Here is a 20,582-nt window from a genome sequence, read left to right as displayed (position 1 = left end):
CTGTTCACCCCAACTCAGCGGTAAGCGGAGAGGTCGCGTGCGGCCGCGTCCTCGTGCGTCTCGTAGTTGCCGGCGGCGGACCGCAGTGCCTTCGCGTAACCGGCGGCCTGTCCCACCCACCAGGTGATCTCGTCGGTCCATGCCTTGCCCAACGCCCCGAGGGCGGCGACGCTGCGACCCCCCGGCACGCCGGTGGCCGCGTCGTCGATGGCGTCGGCGAGCCCCACGGCGGTGACCTGTTCGCCAGCCGATTCGGCCGCTTCGGCGGCATCGCGTAAGGCACCGATCTGCGTCTGGTACGTCACCGAACGCCACCTTCCCGAGCCGCCCTCGTCGCCTTGGCGTCCCATGGTCCTGAGCCGACCTGTAGCCGTGCTGTACTCGTGCTGAAACACGTCGAGAACCGGTAGCGGCAGTCTCCGGGAGCCTTACCAGGTCTGGAATGTACGCCGGCGGCGAACCGCATGCTGACCTGACCACCGACAACGACACATCGCGTTGACGGCAACGTCCTGACCGGTTGCCCGTCGATGCCGCTCCTGTCCGCCACTGATCGCCGGGTACCGCACGCAGGGATCCGCACCAGAGCCTCGGACGCCGCGTCATGTCGTACCGTCAGGTAATTGCCGGGCGTTGGCGGCCACCATGCCGTAGTTTCCCGTGCTGTGCGGACTCCCGATCTCACCCGCGTCGTGGACAACGTGGTGGCCGCGTTCGGCCTCGGCAGCCACCTCGGCGCGACCGTGGCTGAACCGGTGCGGGAGGCCTGGTCCAACGACGTGCTGCGCGTGCGCACGACCTCAGGTGCGTACGCGGTCAAGTTCTTCCCTCGTGGGCTCGGTCCTGAGCAGCGTGCCGCTCTGCGGAACGGCATGGAGGTCGAACGGATCGTGCTCGGCACCGGCCAGGTTCCGATGCCGGAGCCTGAGGCCGATCCGGATACCGGTAGCTGGCTGCTGGAAGTCGCCGAACCTGGCACTGGTGCCGCGAGGCTTGTCCGTGTCCATGCGTGGGTGGACGGTACGCCGTGTTCGGACGTCGCACCGTCGGTCGACCTGGTCCGCGATGTCGGGCGCTCGCTGGGCAGGGTCCACGCGCTGCGGCTCCCTGGTGGTGACACGTCCGGTCTGCGCGGGGTTGACCTCGAACGATGGCAGCGGGCGATCGAGTGGGCGAGATCCGCGGCGGCACCGTGGGCCGCCGAGCTGGCCGCGTGTACGCCCCTCGTCGAGGAGATGGCCGGCAGGGTGGACCAGGTCCGTGCGGCGCGCCTGCCGATGCGGCGGAGCCACCGCGACCTCGACCCCAAGAATGCCGTCGTACGCCCGGATGGCCGGGTCGCCCTCACCGACTGGGACTACGCCGGACCGGTCCTCCCGGGTGTCGAGCTCGTCGTGGCCGCGTCGTCATTCGCCGGCGTGGAGCCAGCTGTCGTTGAGCAGGAGCGGTTGGTGGCGGAGTTCGTGGCGGCGTACCGACTGGCCGGCGGTGACGCCGAGGCGCCGGACGCCTGGGCGATGGCCGCGGAGTTCGATCTCGACTGGCTGTTGCGCAATGTCGAAGGCAGCCTCCGCCCGCAACCTGGCGACGACATCGAGCTCCGGAGACGACTCGCCCCGGAGCTGATCGCCTCGTTGGCCGCGGACGTCACAGCCCTTGAGCGCTGGGCACGGCTGATCGCAGCTACCCTGTCGGGGTGATCGACATCCCCACGAGCTTTGCCCGCGGGATTGTCGAGCGTGAGGGCGAGTCCGCGCATGCGTGGGTGGAATCCCTGCCCCGCTTGGTGGATGAGATCCTGCAGCGGTGGCGTTGCACACCCACCGAACGGATCATCGGCGGCGGAGTCGGGATCATCCTGGCCGTCCATCGTCACGATGGTTCACCTGCAGTGGTGAAGGTCTCTTTCCCTCATCCGGGCAACGTGTACGAGCCACATGCCTTCGCCACCTGGGGTGGACGCCAGCTGGCAATCTTCTCTGATGCGGCCGAGGTCGATCGCGAACGAGTGACCCGATGGGTCCAGGCTCGTACGGCGATCGGCGCCCACCACAGCCGTAAGGTCGGCGACCCGGCCTGGGCAATCCACCTGCTCGAGCAGACCGCCGAGTTCCTGGCTCGATAGCAACCAGTTCATTCGTGCGTACGGGTGGCGCCTTCCGTTGTGCGCCGGAGGGAGCCGCTAGCGATCATCCACGCTCGCGCTGGAGGGGACTGGTTGCGCCGTCGCCCGGTCTGGATCGGCACTCTGGGCAGCATCACCTCTGGCAGCGAGCCACCTCCGGTGGAAGGCGCCGTAGCTGGGGAACCGCGTCGTGACGGCCTCCTGCACGACGGCGTACAACTCATCCGGAGCGCGGAAAGCGTCTCGGTCAAGCGTGCCGTCGGCAAGGAAGACAAGCACGGTGCGGGCCATCACGTAGGCCGTCGTCCGGCCGTCGATCGGCGCGCCGAGCGAGAACTCTTCAGGGGCCATGAACCGGTCCGAGCCGAACATCCGGCCCATGTCGTTGTGGAAGGGCCCGGGCCGATAGCAGTCCAGGTCGATCACGGTCAGCTGCCGCCGGTCGAAGTCGTAGAGCAGCCCGCCGTCGTAGAAGTCTCCCTGGATCCAGCCGGCCGCGTCCAGCCGCTCGTGCAGATCGAACAACCCATCGAGAGCAACCAGGATCTCCTCTGCGGGCAATGAGCGAAACCGCTGGAACGCGGTCGTGGGATCATCCCGTCGATCTCGCGAAGTGCCGAGGTGATCGCCGTCCCGCCATTCGTAGGCCAGAAGAGGTCCGCCGGGTGACTCGATCAGCCCATGGAAGGTGGGGAGGAGCGGATGGTGGATCATCTCGGCGAGCCGGGCGGCGTTGCGGAGCAGCCTCACGCGGGAATCAAAGTCCAGATATGGGGCCGTGTCGGTCGGATTTCCCGCGGTCTTGACGAAGAGTCGCTGGCCGTCCACATCGACGCCGTAGGAGATGTTGCCGGAGTCCTGGGTGGCGGCGCCGAATCGGGCGAAGACGTTGCCGAGCTGTTCGACGTAGACGCCCGGTTGGTTGTCAATCGCACGAGGGAACATTCGTGCGACCCTACCGAGGCGGATCCGGGACGTGCGATCCGGTTTGTGCCGCGTCAGCGGCGCGTACTCTCCCGGACCACGACCGTCCACGGTGCCGGCGGAGGCGATGGCTCCAGACCCAGGACGGCGCGTGCACACTGTGCACCCTGGTCGCGGAGCGACTGCGCCACCGTCGTGAGTCCGAGGTCGGCAGCGATCGCCGCGTCGTCCCACCCGCTCACCGCGACGTCGTCGGGAACCTTCCCATGGGTCGTACGAATCGCGCGGACGACGCCAGCGGCCAGTTCGTCGCTCATCGCGGCGATGGCGTCCGGCGGGTCGGCCCTGGCCAGTAGGCGTGCGGTGAGCCGCTCCGCCTCGTCTGCCGCATTGTGCGCGCACACGGCGACGACGACGTCGCGCCACGGCCGGCCGTGTTCCTCCGCAGCCCGCTGGAACCCGGCCAGCCGGTCCCGGGTCACGGGGAACCGGACGTGAGCCGTGTCGGGTCCCGTCACCACTGAGCTGACCCTGGCGCGGTCCAGCGGGAAGCTCATGACCAGTGGACGCCTGGCGCCGGCGAAGGTGACCCGTCCGACCGCGTACGCCGCGGCCTCGTTGTCGATCGTCACAAGTCCCAGGCCGTCGACCGCCGGCCCGCCATGGACGACTGCCGGCCGCCCCAGCGACGCCACGGTCGTGAGCGCAGGGTCGTCGTCGGAGGTAGTCCAGAGGATGAAGCCGTCGACGGTCGCCGCCCGGATCCGCTGGCCGTCGTCGGCGGCACCGGTGATCGGCAGGATGGTCATGCCGTACGCGCGATCCGCGCAGACGTCGGCGATGCCGGCCAGGAACGACGCGGCCTGAGGATCCTCGAACGCGTAGCTCAGGTGCTCGCCGAGGATGACCCCGAGCGTGTGCGTACTGCCGCGGCGCAGCGATCGGGCGCTCGGATCCGGACCGGGATAGCCGAGCTCTGCCGCCGCGGCAAGCACCCTGGACCTTGCCTCGGCGGAGACGCGGCCCGGCTGACTGTAGGTGTACGAGGCAGTCATGACAGAGACGCCGGCCCGTGCGGCGACCTGGGTGAGGGTCGGGCGCCTGCCGCCGGCCGGGGGTGTCACGCCGACAGCCTATTGCGGTTGTTGCGCCTGAGTTGGTGCGCCCGAGTCGCCAGGTCCGGTGGTGGCTCAGCGATCTTGTGTACCGTTACACGGATGTCGGAACAGCCGCGGGAACCCACCCGTCCACCGCACGGCGGAACACGAGTCCGCCGCGGAGGAGCCGGCCGAGGGCGTACGCATGAGAGGCGTAGCGGCTCAGAGCCTGACCACGTGGCGGTCCGCCGTACCGTCGCCTCCGCTGTCCTGGCGTTCGCCGCGTTCGGCACGTTCTGGGGCGTCTGGGGAGCGTCCGTTCCGCGGGTCCAGGACCAGGCTGGGCTCACCGATGGCCAACTCGGGTTCGCGCTCGTGTTCGTGGGCGCTGGTGCCCTGCCCGCCATGCTGGTGGCTGGCAGGGCGCTGGACCGGTGGGGTCGGGCCGTTGTGGCGCTGACCATCGCTGCTCTCGGCGTGTCCGGCGCCGTCGTGGCCGTCACCGCGGTCGGGGTGAACAGCCTCTCGATCGGCCTTGCTCTCGTCGGCGCGTCCAGCGGTGCGGCCGACGTGGCGATCAACGCGGTCGCCGGCCGGGCCGAGAAACTCGCCGGTCGGCCGGTCATCACCCGGGCGCACGGGGTCTTCTCGGCCATGGTGGTCGTCGCCAGCCTTGGCTGCGGGCTCGCCTCGTCAGCGTCCCTGCCGCTGGCAGTTCCATTCGTCGCTGCCGCTGTCCTCTGTCTGGTCGCCGCGCTCGCGGTCGGCACGATACGGCCTCCCGGAGGCGGTGGGACGGCTGACCTTGCGGCCAAGCCCTCGGACAGCGACAGTCCAGACACTCACGCTCTGAACGCCGACGCTCCGGACGCCGGATCTCCGATCGACGGTCGACCCAGAACCGTCCCTCTGCTCCTCCTCGGAGTGCTTGGCGCCCTCGCCTTCGCCAGCGAGAACGCCCACCAGAGTTGGAGCGCGGTCTATGTGCACGCGGAGTTGGGCCTGGGGCCCGGTGGCGCGGCGGTGGCCCCGGCAGTGTTCGCCGGCACCGTCGCACTCGCGCGGTTCGCCGCTGGTGGCCTCGGACCGGCGTACGCCCGCGCCGTCCTTGTGGCCGGCTCATCGGTCGCCGCCGCCGGTGCCACCGTCATGGCCGCCGCGCCCACGTTCCTCGTCGCGGCACTCGGCCTCGTACTCGCCGCGGCAGGCACCGCCGTCCTCTTTCCGACCCTCGTCGGCCTGGTCTCGCGCAGCGTGGACGAGCGGCACCGAGGCCATGCGACGTCCCTTGTCAGCACCACGTCGTACCTGGGGTTCCTGCTCGGACCTGGCTACGTAGGCCTCTGGGCGGACGCGGTCGGGCTGCGCGGGGCAATGCTTGCCGTCGCGGCGCTGGCGGCAGTCCTCTGCCTGCTCACGCCGGCGCTGCTGCGGCTCGGCGGACACGGACGGCTTCCTGCCTCGCCATAGTTCCCTTCTCGCATGCACACCGATCACACGCCACGGTGACGAAAGGTGGCTGAGACAAGTCCGTTCGCCATGTGGGCGAAACATCGAGGCTAGGAGATTCTGGCCCGGCAGGTTGGTCGGTAGGACGCCTGGGTCGCGGGGCTGACCAGGTTCTGCGTCGTCGGGCGTGGAAAACCCTTGAGCAGGCGTTCGACCGCGGCAACCCGCTGGTGGCGGATGCGGTCAAGGATGGAGAAGCCCAACAGTTTCCGCGGCCGCAGCAGCACATACGTGGCCAACGTTCCTGAGACGCGAACCGGCAGGTCGTCGCCCCACACCCGCCGACCGAGGGCGCCAGTCGACACCGGTTGCCCCTCCGCGAGCGGGCGTCAGGTGCGGGCTGAGTTGTCATCGCGGTGCGATCACGGTGTCACCAGTCATCGTTCGAGCCCGAGCCATGACGCCTCCTCCCCGCCAGTTGACCGCATCCGCTTGACATGGCGGATCCTCACAGGGGAAAGACTTCACCGGTGAGGGCGCGTCTTCCAAGTGGCGCCGGTCCGAGCGCTCGGCGTACGACGGGTCAGCTGTGCAAGGCGTCGTGGGCTACGACAGTGGCGGGCTGAGGAGCGGGCCTCGTTGAGATTGTCCTGACATCGATCTGGGATCGGGCCTGCGTACCGTCGATCTGCCTGTGACCGCACGCGGGCACCGCCGGCAGGGTGGGCACGTTCGAGGGAGATCGGGAGCGCACGTGGGTTGGCACGGACCACCGGGCCGGCAGGGACCACCAGGCCAGCAAGCACCAGACCAGCAACCATCGGCCCAGCAACCATCGGCCCAGCAACCACCAGGACAGCAACCACGGCCGCCTCTCATCCCGCCGCCTGCGCCACCTGGCAGCCGATGGGGATCCGGTCCGCCGTCACCGGGTCAGCCCGCCGGTTCGGCACGCACCCGCTGGGCCATCCTGACGGTCATCCTCGTCGCGTCCGCCCTCGTCGCAGCGACGGTCGGCGCGGTGTGGCTCGGCCGCGGTGCAACCAGCTCCGATCGGGAGGCGGGAAGCGAGGCCCCATCCGCCCAGCGTGCCGACGGCGGCGCGGCTGCCGGAGGTCAACCCTGGCAGGCCGAGGCGAACGACGGCCCCCGTCCTGGCGAGGTGATCCGGACGCTCACCGCGGGCCAGGATCTGATCATCGTCACCCAGCGCGACGTCACGTCCATCGATCGGCGTACCGGCGAGAAGAACTGGAACACCGGCGTCGCGAATCTCGACAATCCCCAGGGCAAGGCCGCGTTCTGCGGTGCGAGTACGACCGCCGCCAACGGAGTCATCGCCGTCGCCGCCGGATGGGACCCCAAGGCCAAGGAGGGCGGCCGCTACCGTCCGACCTGCGGCCTCGTGTCTTTGCTCGACCTCGAGACGGGCAAGCTCGGGGCGACCGTCCAGGTCGCCTACACCGAGGGCGCCGGGAGTGTGCCGGTCAACGGCGTCCCCGTGGAGATCATCGGCGATACCGTCGTCGCCGCCTGGAACTCGACCATCTTCGGCTTGAACCTCGCCGACCTCAGCACTAGGTGGAACTACCAACTCGAGCAGGGGCCCGGTCGGAAGGGACAGAGCTGCCGGATCACCGACATGGCGCTGGGTGAGAGCGACCGGGTGGTGGTGGCGATGTCCACCTGCACCAGGCCGTGGAGCGCCGACGTCACCCGCTACGTGGACGAAGTAGATGTGGCGGGCCGCCCGTTGCGCAACCATCGGTTCAGCGACGAAGAGACTCAAACCGAGATCGCCTCGCTCGAGATGGTCTCCGCGTCGCCTCTCGTCGTCTCCGTGTACCCGGGTGTCAAGGTCAAGGGCCAGGTCGGCTCGCTGGTGACGCTGGGCGGCGACTCCTGGCAGGTGCAGAACGTGATCCACGACGAGCGCACCAAGCATGAGCGCCCGAACGACGAAGCGTTCACCATGGTGTCGATCGGTTGGGACTCGAGGGTCGGGACCTACCGTGTCCCCAACCGGACCCTGGTCTCGGACGAGACCTTGGTGTCTTTCACCCCGCCGAACCGGGGCAAACCCAATGCGCTGGTCGTTGTCGACCTCTCGAGCGGCAAGGAACTCTGGACCAGTCCGGCTCCCGCGGGGACGGTCTACTGGCAGGTTCTCGCCATCGAGGACGACGCGGTCGTCGCGCTCGCCGCTGACTCCGACAACAAGGCACGTGGACTCCATGTCGTACGCGTTGACCGGAAGACCGGCAAGGTCATCGATCGGGAGACGACGGAGGTCCAGACGCCGACGGGTGGACGGGTAGTCGTGCCGTTCTACGGTTTCGTGTACGCCGACAAACGCGCGTACGGCGTGGAGTTCCAGCATGCCGGCGAAAAGGGTGGCGACCTTCCCAGCTGGCTCGCGTTCAGCGTGGGTTAGCACGCAGCGGGGAAGGCCGAACCCTCGGTCAAGGCGTGGGATCGCGACGACATCGACCTGGCAACGCACCGCCGTAGCGTTCCTGGGTCCTGCGCCGAGCTGAGGGGATCGTGGACGTGACGTGGAACCAGCCGCCGAACTCTGACCAGCCACCACCGCAACCGTCCCCACCACAACGGCCCTACCTACAGCGGCCGCCCGCACCGCAGCCGCTCCACCCGCAGCTGCCTGGCCGTTCGGTCGGTCAGCCGGGTCGGCGGCTCGGACGGACCGGCGTCGTCGCCATCGCGCTCGGTGGTCTCGGCGCGGTTGTCCTGATCATCGCCGTTGCCGTCACCTTTACCGCGGTATCTGGCGATCGGCAGTCTGGGGCCGGCGGCTCCGCGGTTGATGGGTCCGCGGTTGATGGGTCCGCGGTTGATGGGTCCGCGGCTGATGGATCACCCGAAGAGAATGCCGGACCGAAGCACCCCGTCCAGCACGACAGACCAGGGTATGAACGAAAGAAGTTGAGCTCAGGCGTCGGCGACCCGATGGCCCTCACGATGAGTGAAAGTCCCCGGCGCATCGAGCTCGGCGGCAAGCCGACGCTCGACCCCTGCAGCGTGCTGCCGCTCACCGATGTCATCGAGCTCGGCCACCTGCCGATGGCGAACACGCTGCCGACCTCGATCAAGCGGTCGTTCTACGACGGCGTCGGGCGCGGCCCGGTCGAGGCCCCCAGCTACCTGTCGACCTTCACCGGTACGTACGCCCGGTGCGCGTACGCGATCGAGCCCGGCACCAAGACGATCGATGTGGAGACGTACCAGTCGTTCAACGTGTTCGACGAGGATGTCCTCGCGCAGATCGACCGGCGCTACATGTCCGGCCCGATGGTCGGTGGCTATGCGACGTACAGCCGAGAGGGCAAGTACTTCATGTTGCGCGGTGACGGTGCCACCGTGCACCTCTACACCGACACCGGCGACGGCCCGAAGCTGCTCGACCGGATCGCCCGCAACCTCGCCGCCCTGGCCCAGGACCCTGGTGGTCCAGCGGTCGTGACGTACAAGTCGCCCACATTTCCCGCCCCGGTGGCCCGCGCCTGCGACCTGGTCGACAATGCCGACATCAAAGCCCATACCGGCAAGGACGCCAGCCCACTGGTCGAAGAGAACCTCGCCGGCGCTACCGGTGTGCTCGTCTTCCGCGAGGTGGGTGACCCGACGGAGAACAACTACATCCACAACGAATGCGTACGCCATGAAGGTTTCGCCGAGGAGTCCGACGCCGACATTCTCGTGCCGGACGCCGGCCTACGGGTCGCGACCATGAGCTTTCTGGACGCCAAGGCCGCACACAACTACCAGTCGTTCATCCCGGTGGGAGGACTCGACACGAACGTCGAGGAGGTCGACGACCTCGCCGACGGTGCGTACAGCTACATCGCGGCCGGCACTGGGAACTTCGAGCTCGCGTTCCAGTACGAGCGTTTCGTCGTCAAGATCTCTCCGACCAAACCCTGGGACCCCCAAGAGGACCCCGGTCAGGTGGTCGACTCGTTGCGCCCCCTGGTCGCCAAGATGACGGCCAAGCTCGACCGCCTGTAGGCGTCCGAGGTCCGTCGACACGAGGTCGTGGCCGACGTCATGAGCTGGTGAGGATGACAAGTTGCTGGGTCGCTCGGGTCATCGCGACATAGCGGTCGACCGCTCCTTCGGTGCCCTCGCCGAACGACCCAGCGCCGAATGACTCGGGGTCGAGGAGGACGACCAGGTCGAACTCGAGTCCCTTCGACAGCTCCGGGGTCAGCGAGCGGACGCGGGACGTCGCCCGCAACGTGCCATCCGCCATCCCATTGGTACCGATGACGCAGGCGATCCCGTCGGCATGCTCGGCGAGCCAGGTGTCCAGGATCGGGCCCAGCTCCGCGGTAGATCCGTACACGACGGGGTTGCCGGTGCTGCGGATGGACGTCGGCACGTTGGCGTCCGGGAGTACGGCCCGGATGACCGGCTCGGCTTCGGCCATGACCTCTTCCGGCGTCCGGTAGTTGATGCTCAGCGAGGCCAGGTTGATCCGGTCGATCCCGATCCGCTCGAGCCGTTCCTGCCACGACTCCGCCCTTCCCGCCCCCCGTGCTTTTCCCGCCCCCCTGCCCTTCGGGCTCACCCCCCGTGTGAACCCGTTCCTGGCCTGGGCACGGTCCCCGACGATGGTGAAGCTCCGGGACGGGCAACGGAGCAGCAGCATCTGCCATTCCGCGTCGGTCAGCTCCTGAGCTTCGTCCACGACAATGTGCGCGAACGGGCCGGCGAGCAGGTCCGGGTCAGCGGCCGGGACGGCGCCCTCGTCGACCAGGGCACCCCGCAGGTCCTGCCCGCGCAGCATCGACATCACGCCCATGTCGGAGTCGTCGGTCTCGATGAGGTGATCGACGACGTCGGCCATGCGTGCGCGCTCGGCGGAGACGGCAGCCTGCTGGCGGCGCCTGCGTCGTGCAGCCTCCGGATCGCCGAGCCGCTGGCGTGCCGCGTCCAGGATTGGCAGGTCGGACACCGTCCAGGCGCGCGCGTCCTCGCGCTGGAGCCTCGCGACCTCGTCGCGGGTGAGCCATGGCGCGCACATGCGCAGGTAGGCGGGGACCTGCCACAGATCTCCTACGATGTCGGTCGCTTCCAGCAGCGGCCATGCCCGGTTGAAGGTCTGCACGAGCTCACGGTTGCCTGCCAGTGACCTGCGGAACGCGGCTACCGGGTTTTCGCCCCGCAACCCGTAGGCGTCGAACTCGTCGTCGTCACCGTCCTCTGACTTCTCGTCGGCGGCGTCCCGGAGCTTGTCGATCAGGATCGCGAGCAGCGCCTCCCAGACGTGGTCACGCGCCTCGTTGTGGGGAGTGCCGGGTTCCGCTGCTTCGAACGCCTCGGTCCAATCGGCGGGGCTGAGCCAGATGTCGCCCCAGGGGGTTTCGACCTCCATCCCTTCGGTGGGTGGATCCTCGTAGAGCCTGACGGCGGGCTCGATCGCCTTCACCATGTCCGCGGACGACTTCAGGCGGGCGACGTTCGGATCGGTCTCGATCGCCGCCGTGGCTCCCTCAGGGACGAGGTTCCGCAGGGTGCAGGTCTGCACTCCCTCCTCCCCCAGGCTGGGGAGTACGTCGGACACGTACGCCAGGTAGGGCTGGTGCGGACCGACGAACAGCACGCCGCCCCGGCGGTGGCCAAGGCGTGGGTCGGAGTAGATGAGGTAGGCGGAGCGGTGCAGAGCGACGACGGTCTTTCCCGTACCCGGACCGCCGTCGACGACGAGAGCGCCACGGGAGCTCGCGCGGATGATGGCGTCCTGGTCGGCCTGGATGGTGCCGAGTACGTCTCGCATCCGGGGCGACCGGCTGCTGCCCAGGCTGGCGATGAAGGCGGACTGATCGTCGAGTGCGGCAGCGTGTCCGTCGAAACCGTCCGAGGTGAACACCTCGTCCCAGTAGTCGCTGATCCGGCCGCGGGTCCAGCGATACCTGCGCCGGCTTGCCAGACCCATCGGGTTGGCGTGGGTCGCTCCGAAGAACGGCTCGGCCGCGGGGGAACGCCAGTCGACCAGCAGCCGACGGCCCGCACTGTCCGTGAGGCCGAGTCGTCCGACGTACACAGGTTCGGGGTCGCCGGCACTGACGATGTGCCCGAGGCACAGATCCAGGCCGAAGCGACGCAGGGCGCGCAGGCGAGCGGTCAACCGGTGGATCTCCATGTCCCGGTCCATCGCCTCCTGACCTTGGCCGCCGGGCGCCTTACGCGCGACATCGAGACGGTCGGACAGGTCGGCGATCGACTGCTCGAGGCACTCCGCGATGGCCACGAAGTGCTGCTCGTCGCCGGCGATCAGCATCGGGTCGGCCTTGCGAGCGAGCTGGTCTGGAAGGTCGAACGCGCTGGTGGTCAGAGGGTTCACGTCAGCAGCTCCGATCGAGCAGCAGCTTCGCGGCCACCATCGCGCCGTCGGTGCGGATCCAGCCGGCCACGGCGGTCGCCTGCGCTCGGGTCTCCGCGGTCAGGGCCGTCTTGAGTGCGGTCGACAGGGACTCCATGGTCAGAGTCGGGCCGTCGTGGGCCGCGCCGATACCCAGCTCGGCCACCCGGCCCGCCCAGTACGGCTGGTCCCCGATCTGGGGCACCACCACCTGTGGCGCGCCGGCCCGGGCGGCCGTGGTCGTCGTACCCGCCCCACCGTGGTGGACGACGGCGGCCACCTGGCCGAACAGTGCCTGCTGGTTGACCTCGCCGACGGCGAAGCAGTCCTCCCGATCGTCGATCAGGGCAAGGTCGGCCCAGCCACGGGAGACGACTGCGCGGCGACCCTGCGCGCGGATCGCCTCGATGGCCGCCCGGGCGACGTCATCCGCGGCGCGCATCGGAATGCTGCCGAAGCCGACGTACACCGGTGGTGTGCCGGCGTCCAGGAACGCCTGAAGCTCCGTCGGGAGTGGGCGGTCGTCCGGCAGAATCCACGCGCCGGTCTGCACGACGTCGAGGTCCGCCGGCTGCAGCCACGGCCCCAGCACCGGGTCCGCCGCCAGCCACGGACTGTCGGTGAAGAGGTGACCGCCGACGCTGTCGATCGGCGGCAGGCCGATCGACACCCGGTGTGCGTTGATCGGCGCGCCGAACACCGTGTTCAGGCTCTCAGCGTGCAAGTCCCACAACGCTCGGTTGTCGATCACGTCCGGTGGCGACGGCCACAGCGGCGGGTGGTGCGGCGACGGCAGCCAGAGCGGACAGTAGGTCGCGTACGCGTAGCGGATGCCCAGCTTCTCGGCCATCGACTGCGCGCCGGCCACGGTCGGAGTCAAGCCGGTCGCCACGACCACGTCACATCCCTTCGCCGCCGCAGCGGCAACCGCGTCGAACTGCGCGGTGACCAACCCGGGGGCCAGGTCCGCGGGCGACGGCGGCGTCTCCTCCGTACGCACCCGGCGCACCATCTCGCGCACCGACTGCCCGGCGGGTACCAGCGGCACGCCGACACGGGCCAGGAGGTCCGCGAAGTCCGGGGGCGCGCACACCCGCACCTCCGCGCCCAGCGCCCGCAACTGCACCGCCAGCGCCACCATCGGCTCGACGTCCCCGCGCGACCCGTACGTCGACAGCAACACACGCATTTTTGTGACCCCCCAATTTCCGCAGATTCTTGCTTCGGCCGACGATTCTCCGGCACGAATAGGGGCTTGCGGCAAGCCCCCCGGTGCGCTATAACTTAGGAGTGGCAGGGAGTGCGGACTCCTTGCCCTTCTTTATGTCCGCTCTGGACGGCGACTCCTCGCGAAGCGGCGACATGGCGCGGGCGGCGGCACCGTCGGCCCAGGAGGATCTCCCATGTGCCTGCGGATGCAACGATGGGGAATACGCAACAAGGAACCACTGCAAAGTCCACACCACTCGCCAGGCAACCGAGAATCGTTGGCTGAGTCGCCTGATCCGGATGGAGCGCGACGACCAGATCAAACTCGCAAAGATCAACATCCTCGACGCTTGCTACTATCCGTCGTCTTGGATGGGGCCACTCTCCCCTAACCTGCCGCTTCCGTAAGTCTCGCCGTATCCATGTGGGGAACCTAGCGGCGGCCGGATCTATTACCGTTGGGTCGCGTCCGATCATCGCAAGCTAGTACGAAAGATCGCCGTGTCCACCCGCAACGTCAGCAATGGACACCGCTTCCGGAAACGTCTCACAGGTGAAGCTCGCGAAGACTTCTGCTCGAGCTTTGCCGCCCATTCGTAGACCTCCGAAGACGCACGCAACGATTCGCGCCACGCGCATGACGGCGCCTGCGCTGGTCGCGCCGCTGCGGGGCTGGTGTGAACACGTCGAGCGCTCACGGGCGCATTGCGCTGTCGATTGGATCCGGACCACGCGAAGGTCGCGCGGTCCGGATCTGAAGCGTGGGGCTTACAGAGGATTGCTGGGATCGTCGGCCAGGTGGTTGAGACCTGCGAAGACCCAGGGCAGGCTCTCCGGGTCGCGTTCGGCCTGGAAGTGCAGGATGTCGAACGCGGTAGCGGCTGCACACAGAGCGAGCACCGTTGCGCAGCAGCACGTTGCGGCTTTGGAGGTCTCCATGCACCATGTCGCCGTCGGGAAGCCGCACACACCCGTGCTGTTCCAGGACCCGGTCAAAACGGGCGAGGAGATCCACGCCACGTTGGCCAAGCCCGCGAACGAACGCGCGAGGTCCGTCGTCGCCGTCATCGTGAACGACGTGTGCTCTCCACTTCACGATCGCCTGTCACCCGTCGGGGGCGATCAGGACCCAGGCCCCGCCGTTGAGCCCACCACGGCAGCGATCCCGCAGTGCGTACCGTAGTCCGCGGGCTTGGTTGGTGTCGTTGACCACCTGCCGTACAGGTTCCGAGGCGGAGTCAGCAAGGTTGAGGTCATCCATGGTGGCGTTCTCTCCCATACGTCGGATGGCCGCCGGTCGGGACTGACAGACGGCTGTCATCTGCGCGGCTGAACCGCGCTGGAGAGATCACGCCACGTGAGGACTCTAGCGACCCGGCCACCGGACGAGCAACGAGTTACGTGGCGCCTCGGTGTCCTTGCGCACACTCACAATGCGCTGGCCTGCTCGACGCCGGCGTCCCCGAGTGTCGGCCGATGTACTCTTCCTCGATGCGATTACATCCGGAGGCTACGCTCTCGGCCGCTTCGCTCGCCGCCATTTCCGACGCCTACGGTCTAGGGGAACCACTGGACTCTACGTTCATCGCCCGAGGAGCCATGGGAGCCGTCAACCGAATCACTACTCGCATGCATGGCGAGCGGGTTTGTTGGGCCGTGAAGCGCGCGTACTGGAACCATTTCAGTGAAGACGGGATTCGGCGCGAAGTTGACTTCACCACGCGATGTGAATCAGTCAGGGTACCGGCACCGCGGTCCATCCGGCGGATCGACGACGGTAGCTTCGTGTTGACGGTTGGTGATCAGCCGGATGGGAGGAGTCAGTACCGTGTGCTGGCCTGGGTGCCCGGTGAGACTGGTGACCGGGAGGACGATCGCACCATCGCGCCGATAACGGAGTGGATGGCGCGAATCCATAACCTTGCCGTCGACCCGAACGACCAGGCAATTGACGACTGGTTCGTGCGGGTGAAATTTGATTGGGACGAACTGGCCAAGCGTATGAAGGACCCCGCTCCCGATATAGCCGATGCGATGCACGCACGCAGAGCGGACCTCTATGCGCTCACCGACCTCGTCAACAGCACGCGCGAGCCAGGCGCACTGTGGTGTCACACCGATCTCGGTGCCGACAACCTGATCTGGAGCGACGACGGCCCTTGGTTGATCGACTGGGAGAATGCAGGCCCCTTGGTTCCTCACCAGGAACTCGGATCCTTCGTACGGTCCCTGGGGTCGCGGATGCGTGGGAAGAGCGCATACTTGGCGTACCGCCGAGCGGGTGGTCCCGCAGAGATCACAGAGCCGAGCCACCTCGCCAGCTCCGTGGCTGTCCATCTCAACTATCTCGGTTGTCAGTCCGAGCTGTTACTCGATGCCACGCATCCAGAACAACATGACTTCGCCAGAGAACAGGCCGGCCACGCGGCGAACGACCTGCCGAGCCTCGCCGAGTTGGAGGCATTGGTCGACCACCTGAATGGTCGGCCGTAGCCGAGGCGCCAGGAAGTGCTGATGTCTACTGTACGGATGACTGCCGAATGGAGTATCGAGCCGGCCACGACCGCCGAGTTGGCCGACGTCGCTGCTGTGTTGGAGGACGCGGCGGCCTGGCTCAACGAGCGCGGCGTCAGGCAGTGGCCAACCTGCTTTCCCGAACGACTGCTCCTCCCCGCCATCGAAAGCGGGCAGACTTGGCTGGTTCGCGCCGGGGCTGATGTGGTCGCCACAGTCACCGTCGACCACACCGACGCCGCTTGGGACGATCTCCCTACGGACGCCGCGTACGTGCACCGGATGGCGGTCCGCCACCACGGCCAGCAGCTCGGCACCTGGATGCTCGACTGGGTCACCAAAGTAGCCATCGACGAGGGACGGCGAGCAGTGCGCCTGGACTGCGTGGCAACCAACGAGGACCTGTGCCGCTATTACGAACGGCAAGGTTTCCGGAGGATGGGTGACGTAACTGTGGGTGGTATGCCGGGCGAAAGGCTCGCCAGCAAGGCAACTCAGACCGTGGTGCGTCGATACGAACGGGTGCTGTGACAGCACGACGAAGGCGCGGCCACGCTTAGCAGGTCCGCCGGTCATTGTCAGGCAGGGTTCTGGTCGGTCTTGTCGCTGTGCTTCTCTGCAATCCGGCTGCGGTTCAGACAGTTGGATGGCGGCGGGAACGGGCGCGCCGCCGGATTTTGGCGCTCGTGGCGACGACCTCCGCGGCGATGCCGCAGCCGAACAAAACTCCAAGCAGGCGGGCCTACCAAGGCAGACCGCTTGCTGCCGATGCGACCGCGATCGCTGCGCCGACGGTCAGACCGAGGGCGATGTCCGGCCAGAGCAGTCGTCCGGCAGCGGCATCGCGCAGTCTCGTGTCTACCGCCGGCAGGTGGCGAATGCGGCGCCCGACGTGGAACAGGAGTCGCCATCCCAGGATCGGCAGAAGTAGCAACCCTACGATCGCGAGGTCCGCTGGGGGGTTGAAGGCGCTTATGGAGAGCAGCGCCAGGACGCCGACCACGATCATGACGCCGACGCCGATGATGCAGAGCAGCGCCAGGATGTCGAGCACGAGGCCGCACACGCGCACCCACAGCGGGAAGACCGACGCGGGCATCGTCACCATGGCGCCGGCAAGCATCAGGGAGCAGGCCGAACCGAGCGCGAGCCGCAGCCATCCCGCCTTGTCCGGCTGCTTGCCCATGGCGGGATGATGGCGGGCCCCAGGAGGCTTCGGAAGGTCCTAAGCCGACCTGCTGCCTGCCGACCGAAGCCTCGCCGCCTACCCATGCTGACCGGCCACTCCGACAGCCATGCCGGGCTGTGACGGTGCAAGCCACGCAGGCGGTGCGAGGTGTTCCTCGTCAAGATCTTCGGTCATGCTGGACTCCTCTTGACGGAGGGACCTCATGAGCGAGCGACCGCGAATCAACCCTGCTGAGTATCCATATCTCAATACCAGAAGTGCCACGTTCTATCTTTCCAAGGATCCGCAGGTGCGCGCCCAGCGTTATGAGGACGCCATCAAGAAGGTGCTGGAGTTATGTGACGACGTATCCGACAACCCAATCGATCACGTCCCTCCGTGGGAGGGTGAGGACCGCCAGGCTCGTGGTCAGCGGGCCTGGACGGTCGAAGGCCATCCCACCCGGGAACAGCATCTTGTCGCGCGCATTGAGAGTCTCATCGAGAAGACCATCGCCGAGAACTGGGTCGCGGGATGGTGAGGATCACAGGATCGCCTGCCGGGCCCCGCTCCGCGACGGCGGCGACGTCGTATGGTGTGCCGGATTCGAGTACGTCTTCCTCGGCCCACGCGCGGGCACTTCCGTCGGTCCGACTACAGCGAGCGCATCATGCGGCCAACCGCGGACGGGTGGCACCCGGCCCGGAAGCAAAGACCCCACGTCAGAGCGTGGCTGTCCTCGTCGGCCTCGCACACGGCTGGCCAGGCAAGGTCCAGATCGGTCGAGGGCTCACTCATTCACAGTGGAGAGCCGCCGCTTCGACGCTCACATGTCCAGGCCAGTCCAGACCCGTCCGGCTCCGTGTTGCACGCGGGTTGCACGGTGGCGACTCTGGCCACCCCACTGGCTCTCGACTGTAGCGTGGCCTCGTGCCAGAAGAAGTCCTCGCAGGTGGCAACCTCAACCCGGTGGCCCGTGCAGGCGATACCGTCAGGCGGGCGACTGGAGCTTGGACGCCCGCCGTGCACCAGCTTTTGAAGCACCTCGAAGCCCACGGTTTCGAAGCGGCACCCCGCGTACTAGGCGTCGATGACCAGGGGCGCGAGGTGCTGACCTTCATCGACGGAGACACCGACAGCTCGGGCGCTCAAAGCTGGATCTGGTCAGAACGAGCGCTAGTCGAGGCTGCTCGTCTCATCCGCCGCTATCACGATCTGTCCAGAAGCTTTCAATCCCCAGCCAACCCACACTGGCAGGTGATGGTCCGCGCACCGACACAAGGCGACATCATCTGTCACAACGACCTGGCACCGTTCAACGCGGTCTATCGACAGGGCATCCCAGTTGCCTTCTTCGACTGGGACCTGGCCGCCCCAGGAACACCATTGTGGGACATTGCTTACGCGGTCTGGCGGTTCGTCCCGCTCTACAGCGATACAGCCGGGCGGAGCTGGCCGGCCAGCATCGACGAGCGCGCCGCCCGACTGCGCTCGTTCTGCGACTCGTACGGCCTAGAGTTCCACGACCGCGCGCGCCTCGTGGAACTGATCGAACGGCGGATTCAATGCGTGTTGGACACGGGCGAAGCCTGGGGCAAGGCAGGCAAGCCAGGCTGGTCTGAGATGTGGCGGGAGAACACGCACAGGGATGGTGCGCTCCGAGACCTGGCGTACATCAACGAGCATCGTCGCGCCCTCACCGACGCCCTCGTTTAGCGCCATAAGGCCCGACAAATGAGGAGCCCGGCCTTCCCTCCCGGAGTCCTCCCACAAGGGCTAAGCGTCAAGATCCCGCACGCCGGACCATCTGTTCCGTAGGCCGCTGACGATCGTCCGGCAAGCGTCCATCGACGTCCAAGCCACGCGGGACGGATGGGCTCGAACGGCCCAGCCTGTCGGCCGTTGCCCACTATCGTCCAGCGCTCCTGTTAGGAGTCGCGTGTGCAAGTTCCCGCGCTCCTAGGCGACCTGGAACCGTCCGGTTCGACCGTACGCGTGCCAGAGTCTCAGCGTCTCGTCCACCTGATCGTGGCGCTGGTCGGGGAGGTCGGTGAAGAAGCGGAGGTCGAGGGCCTCCCCGTCGAGCGGATGTAGTGCGCCGGTCCACGTTCTGACAGCGAAGCACAGCGCAAATGCATGCACCTGGTCGCCGTTGGGGTACGTCACCGCGTACCGGTCGGGATTCGAGACGCAGGCGAAGGGTTCGAGGTCGGCGACCTCGGCACGCAGCCCGGTCTCTTCCTCGAGCTCGCGAACCGCGGTAAGCGCGAAGGTCGAATGTGGTTCTGCACTGCCAGCGGGCAGCCCCCAGCGTCCCGTGTCGCTGCGCCGGATCAGAAGCAACCTGTCGTCCGAGTCAATGACCAGAACCTGGGCGCCGGGCACGACGACCAGCTCGGAGCCAATCTTCCGGCGCAGCCGCCACAGGTATGAACCTTCGAATCCCACTGCGGGACCATATCTCCATGGGCCATCTTCCGACGGCCGCCCTCCCTGAGACCCCCACGCGGCTGGGGCGTCGCATGCTGGTGCACCACCGCCTTGCAAAGACACCTCGCCCGTTCACGCTGCGCCGAGCGTGGATCGTGTCAGCGTGCGTGGCGAGTCGTCGCGGCCGTTCGCCGGGTCTTGTTGTCCATCGCCGTCCAGATCAGTCCGGCGGCCTATTGCACACGGGTTGCACGCGAGGGCGTATTCGGTTGGTGAGGTGCGGCCATGCTGAGTACGGTCCGGCCCATGGACCGAATCCTTGCCCATACGAGGTCGAACCGGCTCGGTTGGAATGCGATCGCCCCGGCTCGGCCATCACAGCCGCCTGAGTTCTTCCTGCAAGGTGGCACCACGCTCGAGGACTGGGAACCTGGACTCCTGCCGGACGTTGCCGGTAAGCGGATGCTTCACCTCGCGTGCGCCAACGGCAACGCCTCGATCTCCTGGGCCTTCCTCGGTGCTTCAGTGACCGGTGTCGACATCAGTGACGTCGCGATCGAGGCGGCGAGAACTCTGGCCCGCGAGACGGGGGCGGACGCGCAGTTCATCGCGGCTGACATGTATGAGATGCCAAGCCAGTTGCGGGACTTCGATGTGATCTTTGCCCAAGCGGGCGTCGTGTGCTGGCTCCCCGACCTTGACCGGTGGGCTCAGATGATCGCCGACCGTCTGCGCCCCGGCGGGACGTTCCTGCTCAACGAGCACCACCCGATCTGGGAGGTCCTCGGCGTCCGACGGCCTGGCGAGGTAGCTGTAACCGTCGACTATTTCGGCCGCGGTCAGCCCAAAGAACAGACCTACGACCAGTCCAAGCGCCCGATCGGGTGGACCCCTGAGGTCTCGTTCGACGCGTTCCTATGGCCAGTGAGCGACGTCGTGATGAGCCTCCTGCGGGCCGGACTGCGTATCGAGGAGTTCTTCGAGGCGCCGTACCCCACCATGTATGACGGTCTCGGCGAGCCCGCGACCTGGCTGCCAGCGGTCTACGTGATCAAAGCAACGCGCGAATGAATACAAGCGCACGTCCCGACAAGGGTCGCGAGACGAGGTCTTCGTTGAGTGCAGGAGTCTCGCTATGCGCCGGCCGTCCGAGGAGGGCCCCTAGTACGGCGTGGCGTTAATGATTGGACGGTTGTTCCTGGGAGGATGCTGGTATGGCTCATCCTCCTGCTGCGGCGTTGGTGTTGCATGACGGTGATCGGGACGTTCTTGGTTCGTGGGTGC

The 20,582-nt window shown here is 67.4% G+C and carries 19 protein-coding genes; 10 read left to right on the top strand and 9 right to left on the bottom strand.

What is annotated here, in order from left to right; genetic code table 11:
* Positions 1-14: 14 nt before the first annotated feature.
* The gene (locus ABN028_RS17495) at positions 15-305 is read right to left on the bottom strand and encodes a type VII secretion target (RefSeq protein ID WP_349326131.1); all 291 of its coding nucleotides are present in this window, start codon (positions 303-305) and stop codon (positions 15-17) included.
* A gap of 360 nt (positions 306-665) precedes the next feature.
* Here ABN028_RS17495 and ABN028_RS17490 point away from each other — a divergent pair, with 360 nt between their 5' ends.
* Entirely contained in the window at positions 666-1,700 is a 1,035-nt protein-coding gene (locus ABN028_RS17490) for a phosphotransferase enzyme family protein (protein WP_349326130.1), read from the top strand.
* Complete coding sequence (locus tag ABN028_RS17485; protein WP_349697306.1) at positions 1,697-2,125, top strand: hypothetical protein; 429 nt, start codon at positions 1,697-1,699, stop codon at positions 2,123-2,125. The genes ABN028_RS17490 and ABN028_RS17485 overlap by 4 nt, the downstream gene beginning before the upstream one ends.
* A 57-nt stretch (positions 2,126-2,182) precedes the next feature.
* Here ABN028_RS17485 and ABN028_RS17480 read toward each other — a convergent pair whose 3' ends face one another.
* Together ABN028_RS17480 and ABN028_RS17475 are read right to left on the bottom strand one after the other, a co-directional pair.
* A complete protein-coding gene (locus tag ABN028_RS17480; RefSeq protein ID WP_349697305.1) occupies positions 2,183-3,070 on the bottom strand; it encodes a serine/threonine-protein kinase in 888 nt (295 codons plus the stop codon).
* A 53-nt stretch (positions 3,071-3,123) separates the two neighbouring features.
* Positions 3,124-4,173, bottom strand: a complete 1,050-nt coding sequence (locus tag ABN028_RS17475) for a LacI family DNA-binding transcriptional regulator (RefSeq protein WP_349697304.1) — start codon at positions 4,171-4,173, stop codon at positions 3,124-3,126.
* Positions 4,174-4,383: 210 nt separating this feature from the next.
* Here ABN028_RS17475 and ABN028_RS17470 point away from each other — a divergent pair, with 210 nt between their 5' ends.
* On the top strand, positions 4,384-5,616 hold the full coding sequence (locus ABN028_RS17470; RefSeq protein ID WP_349697303.1) for an MFS transporter: 1,233 nt from the start codon (positions 4,384-4,386) through the stop codon (positions 5,614-5,616).
* An 89-nt stretch (positions 5,617-5,705) separates the two neighbouring features.
* On the opposite strand, the gene ABN028_RS17465 is transcribed toward ABN028_RS17470, so the two are convergent.
* Positions 5,706-5,960, bottom strand: coding sequence for a hypothetical protein (locus ABN028_RS17465; protein ID WP_349326125.1), 255 nt, complete (start codon positions 5,958-5,960; stop codon positions 5,706-5,708).
* A gap of 656 nt (positions 5,961-6,616) precedes the next feature.
* Here ABN028_RS17465 and ABN028_RS17460 point away from each other — a divergent pair.
* Both ABN028_RS17460 and ABN028_RS17455 read left to right on the top strand, forming a co-directional pair.
* Positions 6,617-8,029, top strand: coding sequence for a hypothetical protein (locus ABN028_RS17460; RefSeq protein ID WP_349697302.1), 1,413 nt, complete (start codon positions 6,617-6,619; stop codon positions 8,027-8,029).
* 545 nt (positions 8,030-8,574) lie between these two features.
* Complete coding sequence (locus ABN028_RS17455; protein WP_349697301.1) at positions 8,575-9,621, top strand: hypothetical protein; 1,047 nt, start codon at positions 8,575-8,577, stop codon at positions 9,619-9,621.
* A 37-nt stretch (positions 9,622-9,658) separates the two neighbouring features.
* Here ABN028_RS17455 and helR read toward each other — a convergent pair whose 3' ends face one another.
* The 3 genes from helR to ABN028_RS17440 form a co-directional block, all read right to left on the bottom strand.
* Positions 9,659-11,959, bottom strand: a complete 2,301-nt coding sequence (helR, locus tag ABN028_RS17450; RefSeq protein ID WP_349697300.1) for an RNA polymerase recycling motor ATPase HelR — start codon at positions 11,957-11,959, stop codon at positions 9,659-9,661.
* A gap of 1 nt (position 11,960) precedes the next feature.
* Entirely contained in the window at positions 11,961-13,166 is a 1,206-nt protein-coding gene (locus tag ABN028_RS17445) for a glycosyltransferase (RefSeq protein WP_349697299.1), read from the bottom strand.
* A 788-nt stretch (positions 13,167-13,954) separates the two neighbouring features.
* Positions 13,955-14,254, bottom strand: coding sequence for a hypothetical protein (locus ABN028_RS17440; protein ID WP_349697298.1), 300 nt, complete (start codon positions 14,252-14,254; stop codon positions 13,955-13,957).
* A 423-nt stretch (positions 14,255-14,677) separates the two neighbouring features.
* Here ABN028_RS17440 and ABN028_RS17435 point away from each other — a divergent pair, with 423 nt between their 5' ends.
* Together ABN028_RS17435 and ABN028_RS17430 are read left to right on the top strand one after the other, a co-directional pair.
* Entirely contained in the window at positions 14,678-15,679 is a 1,002-nt protein-coding gene (locus tag ABN028_RS17435; protein ID WP_349697297.1) for a phosphotransferase, read from the top strand.
* A gap of 21 nt (positions 15,680-15,700) precedes the next feature.
* Complete coding sequence (locus ABN028_RS17430) at positions 15,701-16,231, top strand: GNAT family N-acetyltransferase (protein WP_349697296.1); 531 nt, start codon at positions 15,701-15,703, stop codon at positions 16,229-16,231.
* Positions 16,232-16,442: 211 nt separating this feature from the next.
* On the opposite strand, the gene ABN028_RS17425 is transcribed toward ABN028_RS17430, so the two are convergent.
* A complete protein-coding gene (locus ABN028_RS17425) occupies positions 16,443-16,886 on the bottom strand; it encodes a hypothetical protein (RefSeq protein ID WP_349697295.1) in 444 nt (147 codons plus the stop codon).
* A gap of 205 nt (positions 16,887-17,091) precedes the next feature.
* On the opposite strand from ABN028_RS17425, the gene ABN028_RS17420 reads away from it, so the two are divergent.
* Both ABN028_RS17420 and ABN028_RS17415 read left to right on the top strand, forming a co-directional pair.
* Complete coding sequence (locus tag ABN028_RS17420; protein WP_349697294.1) at positions 17,092-17,409, top strand: hypothetical protein; 318 nt, start codon at positions 17,092-17,094, stop codon at positions 17,407-17,409.
* Positions 17,410-17,798: 389 nt separating this feature from the next.
* Positions 17,799-18,584, top strand: a complete 786-nt coding sequence (locus ABN028_RS17415) for a phosphotransferase (RefSeq protein WP_349326114.1) — start codon at positions 17,799-17,801, stop codon at positions 18,582-18,584.
* 243 nt (positions 18,585-18,827) lie between these two features.
* Here ABN028_RS17415 and ABN028_RS17410 read toward each other — a convergent pair whose 3' ends face one another.
* On the bottom strand, positions 18,828-19,316 hold the full coding sequence (locus tag ABN028_RS17410) for an NUDIX domain-containing protein (protein WP_349326113.1): 489 nt from the start codon (positions 19,314-19,316) through the stop codon (positions 18,828-18,830).
* Between the two features lie 288 nt (positions 19,317-19,604).
* Between ABN028_RS17410 and ABN028_RS17405 the strand changes: the two genes are divergently transcribed.
* The gene (locus ABN028_RS17405; RefSeq protein ID WP_349697293.1) at positions 19,605-20,369 is read left to right on the top strand and encodes a class I SAM-dependent methyltransferase; all 765 of its coding nucleotides are present in this window, start codon (positions 19,605-19,607) and stop codon (positions 20,367-20,369) included.
* Positions 20,370-20,582: the final 213 nt, after the last annotated feature.

It is taken from the genome of Actinopolymorpha sp. B17G11 (assembly GCF_040196095.1).
Classification (GTDB): Bacteria; Actinomycetota; Actinomycetes; order Propionibacteriales; family Actinopolymorphaceae; genus Thermasporomyces.
The sequence above is the reverse complement of the archived record's forward strand: the minus strand, read 5'-3'. Positions and strand labels throughout refer to the sequence as shown.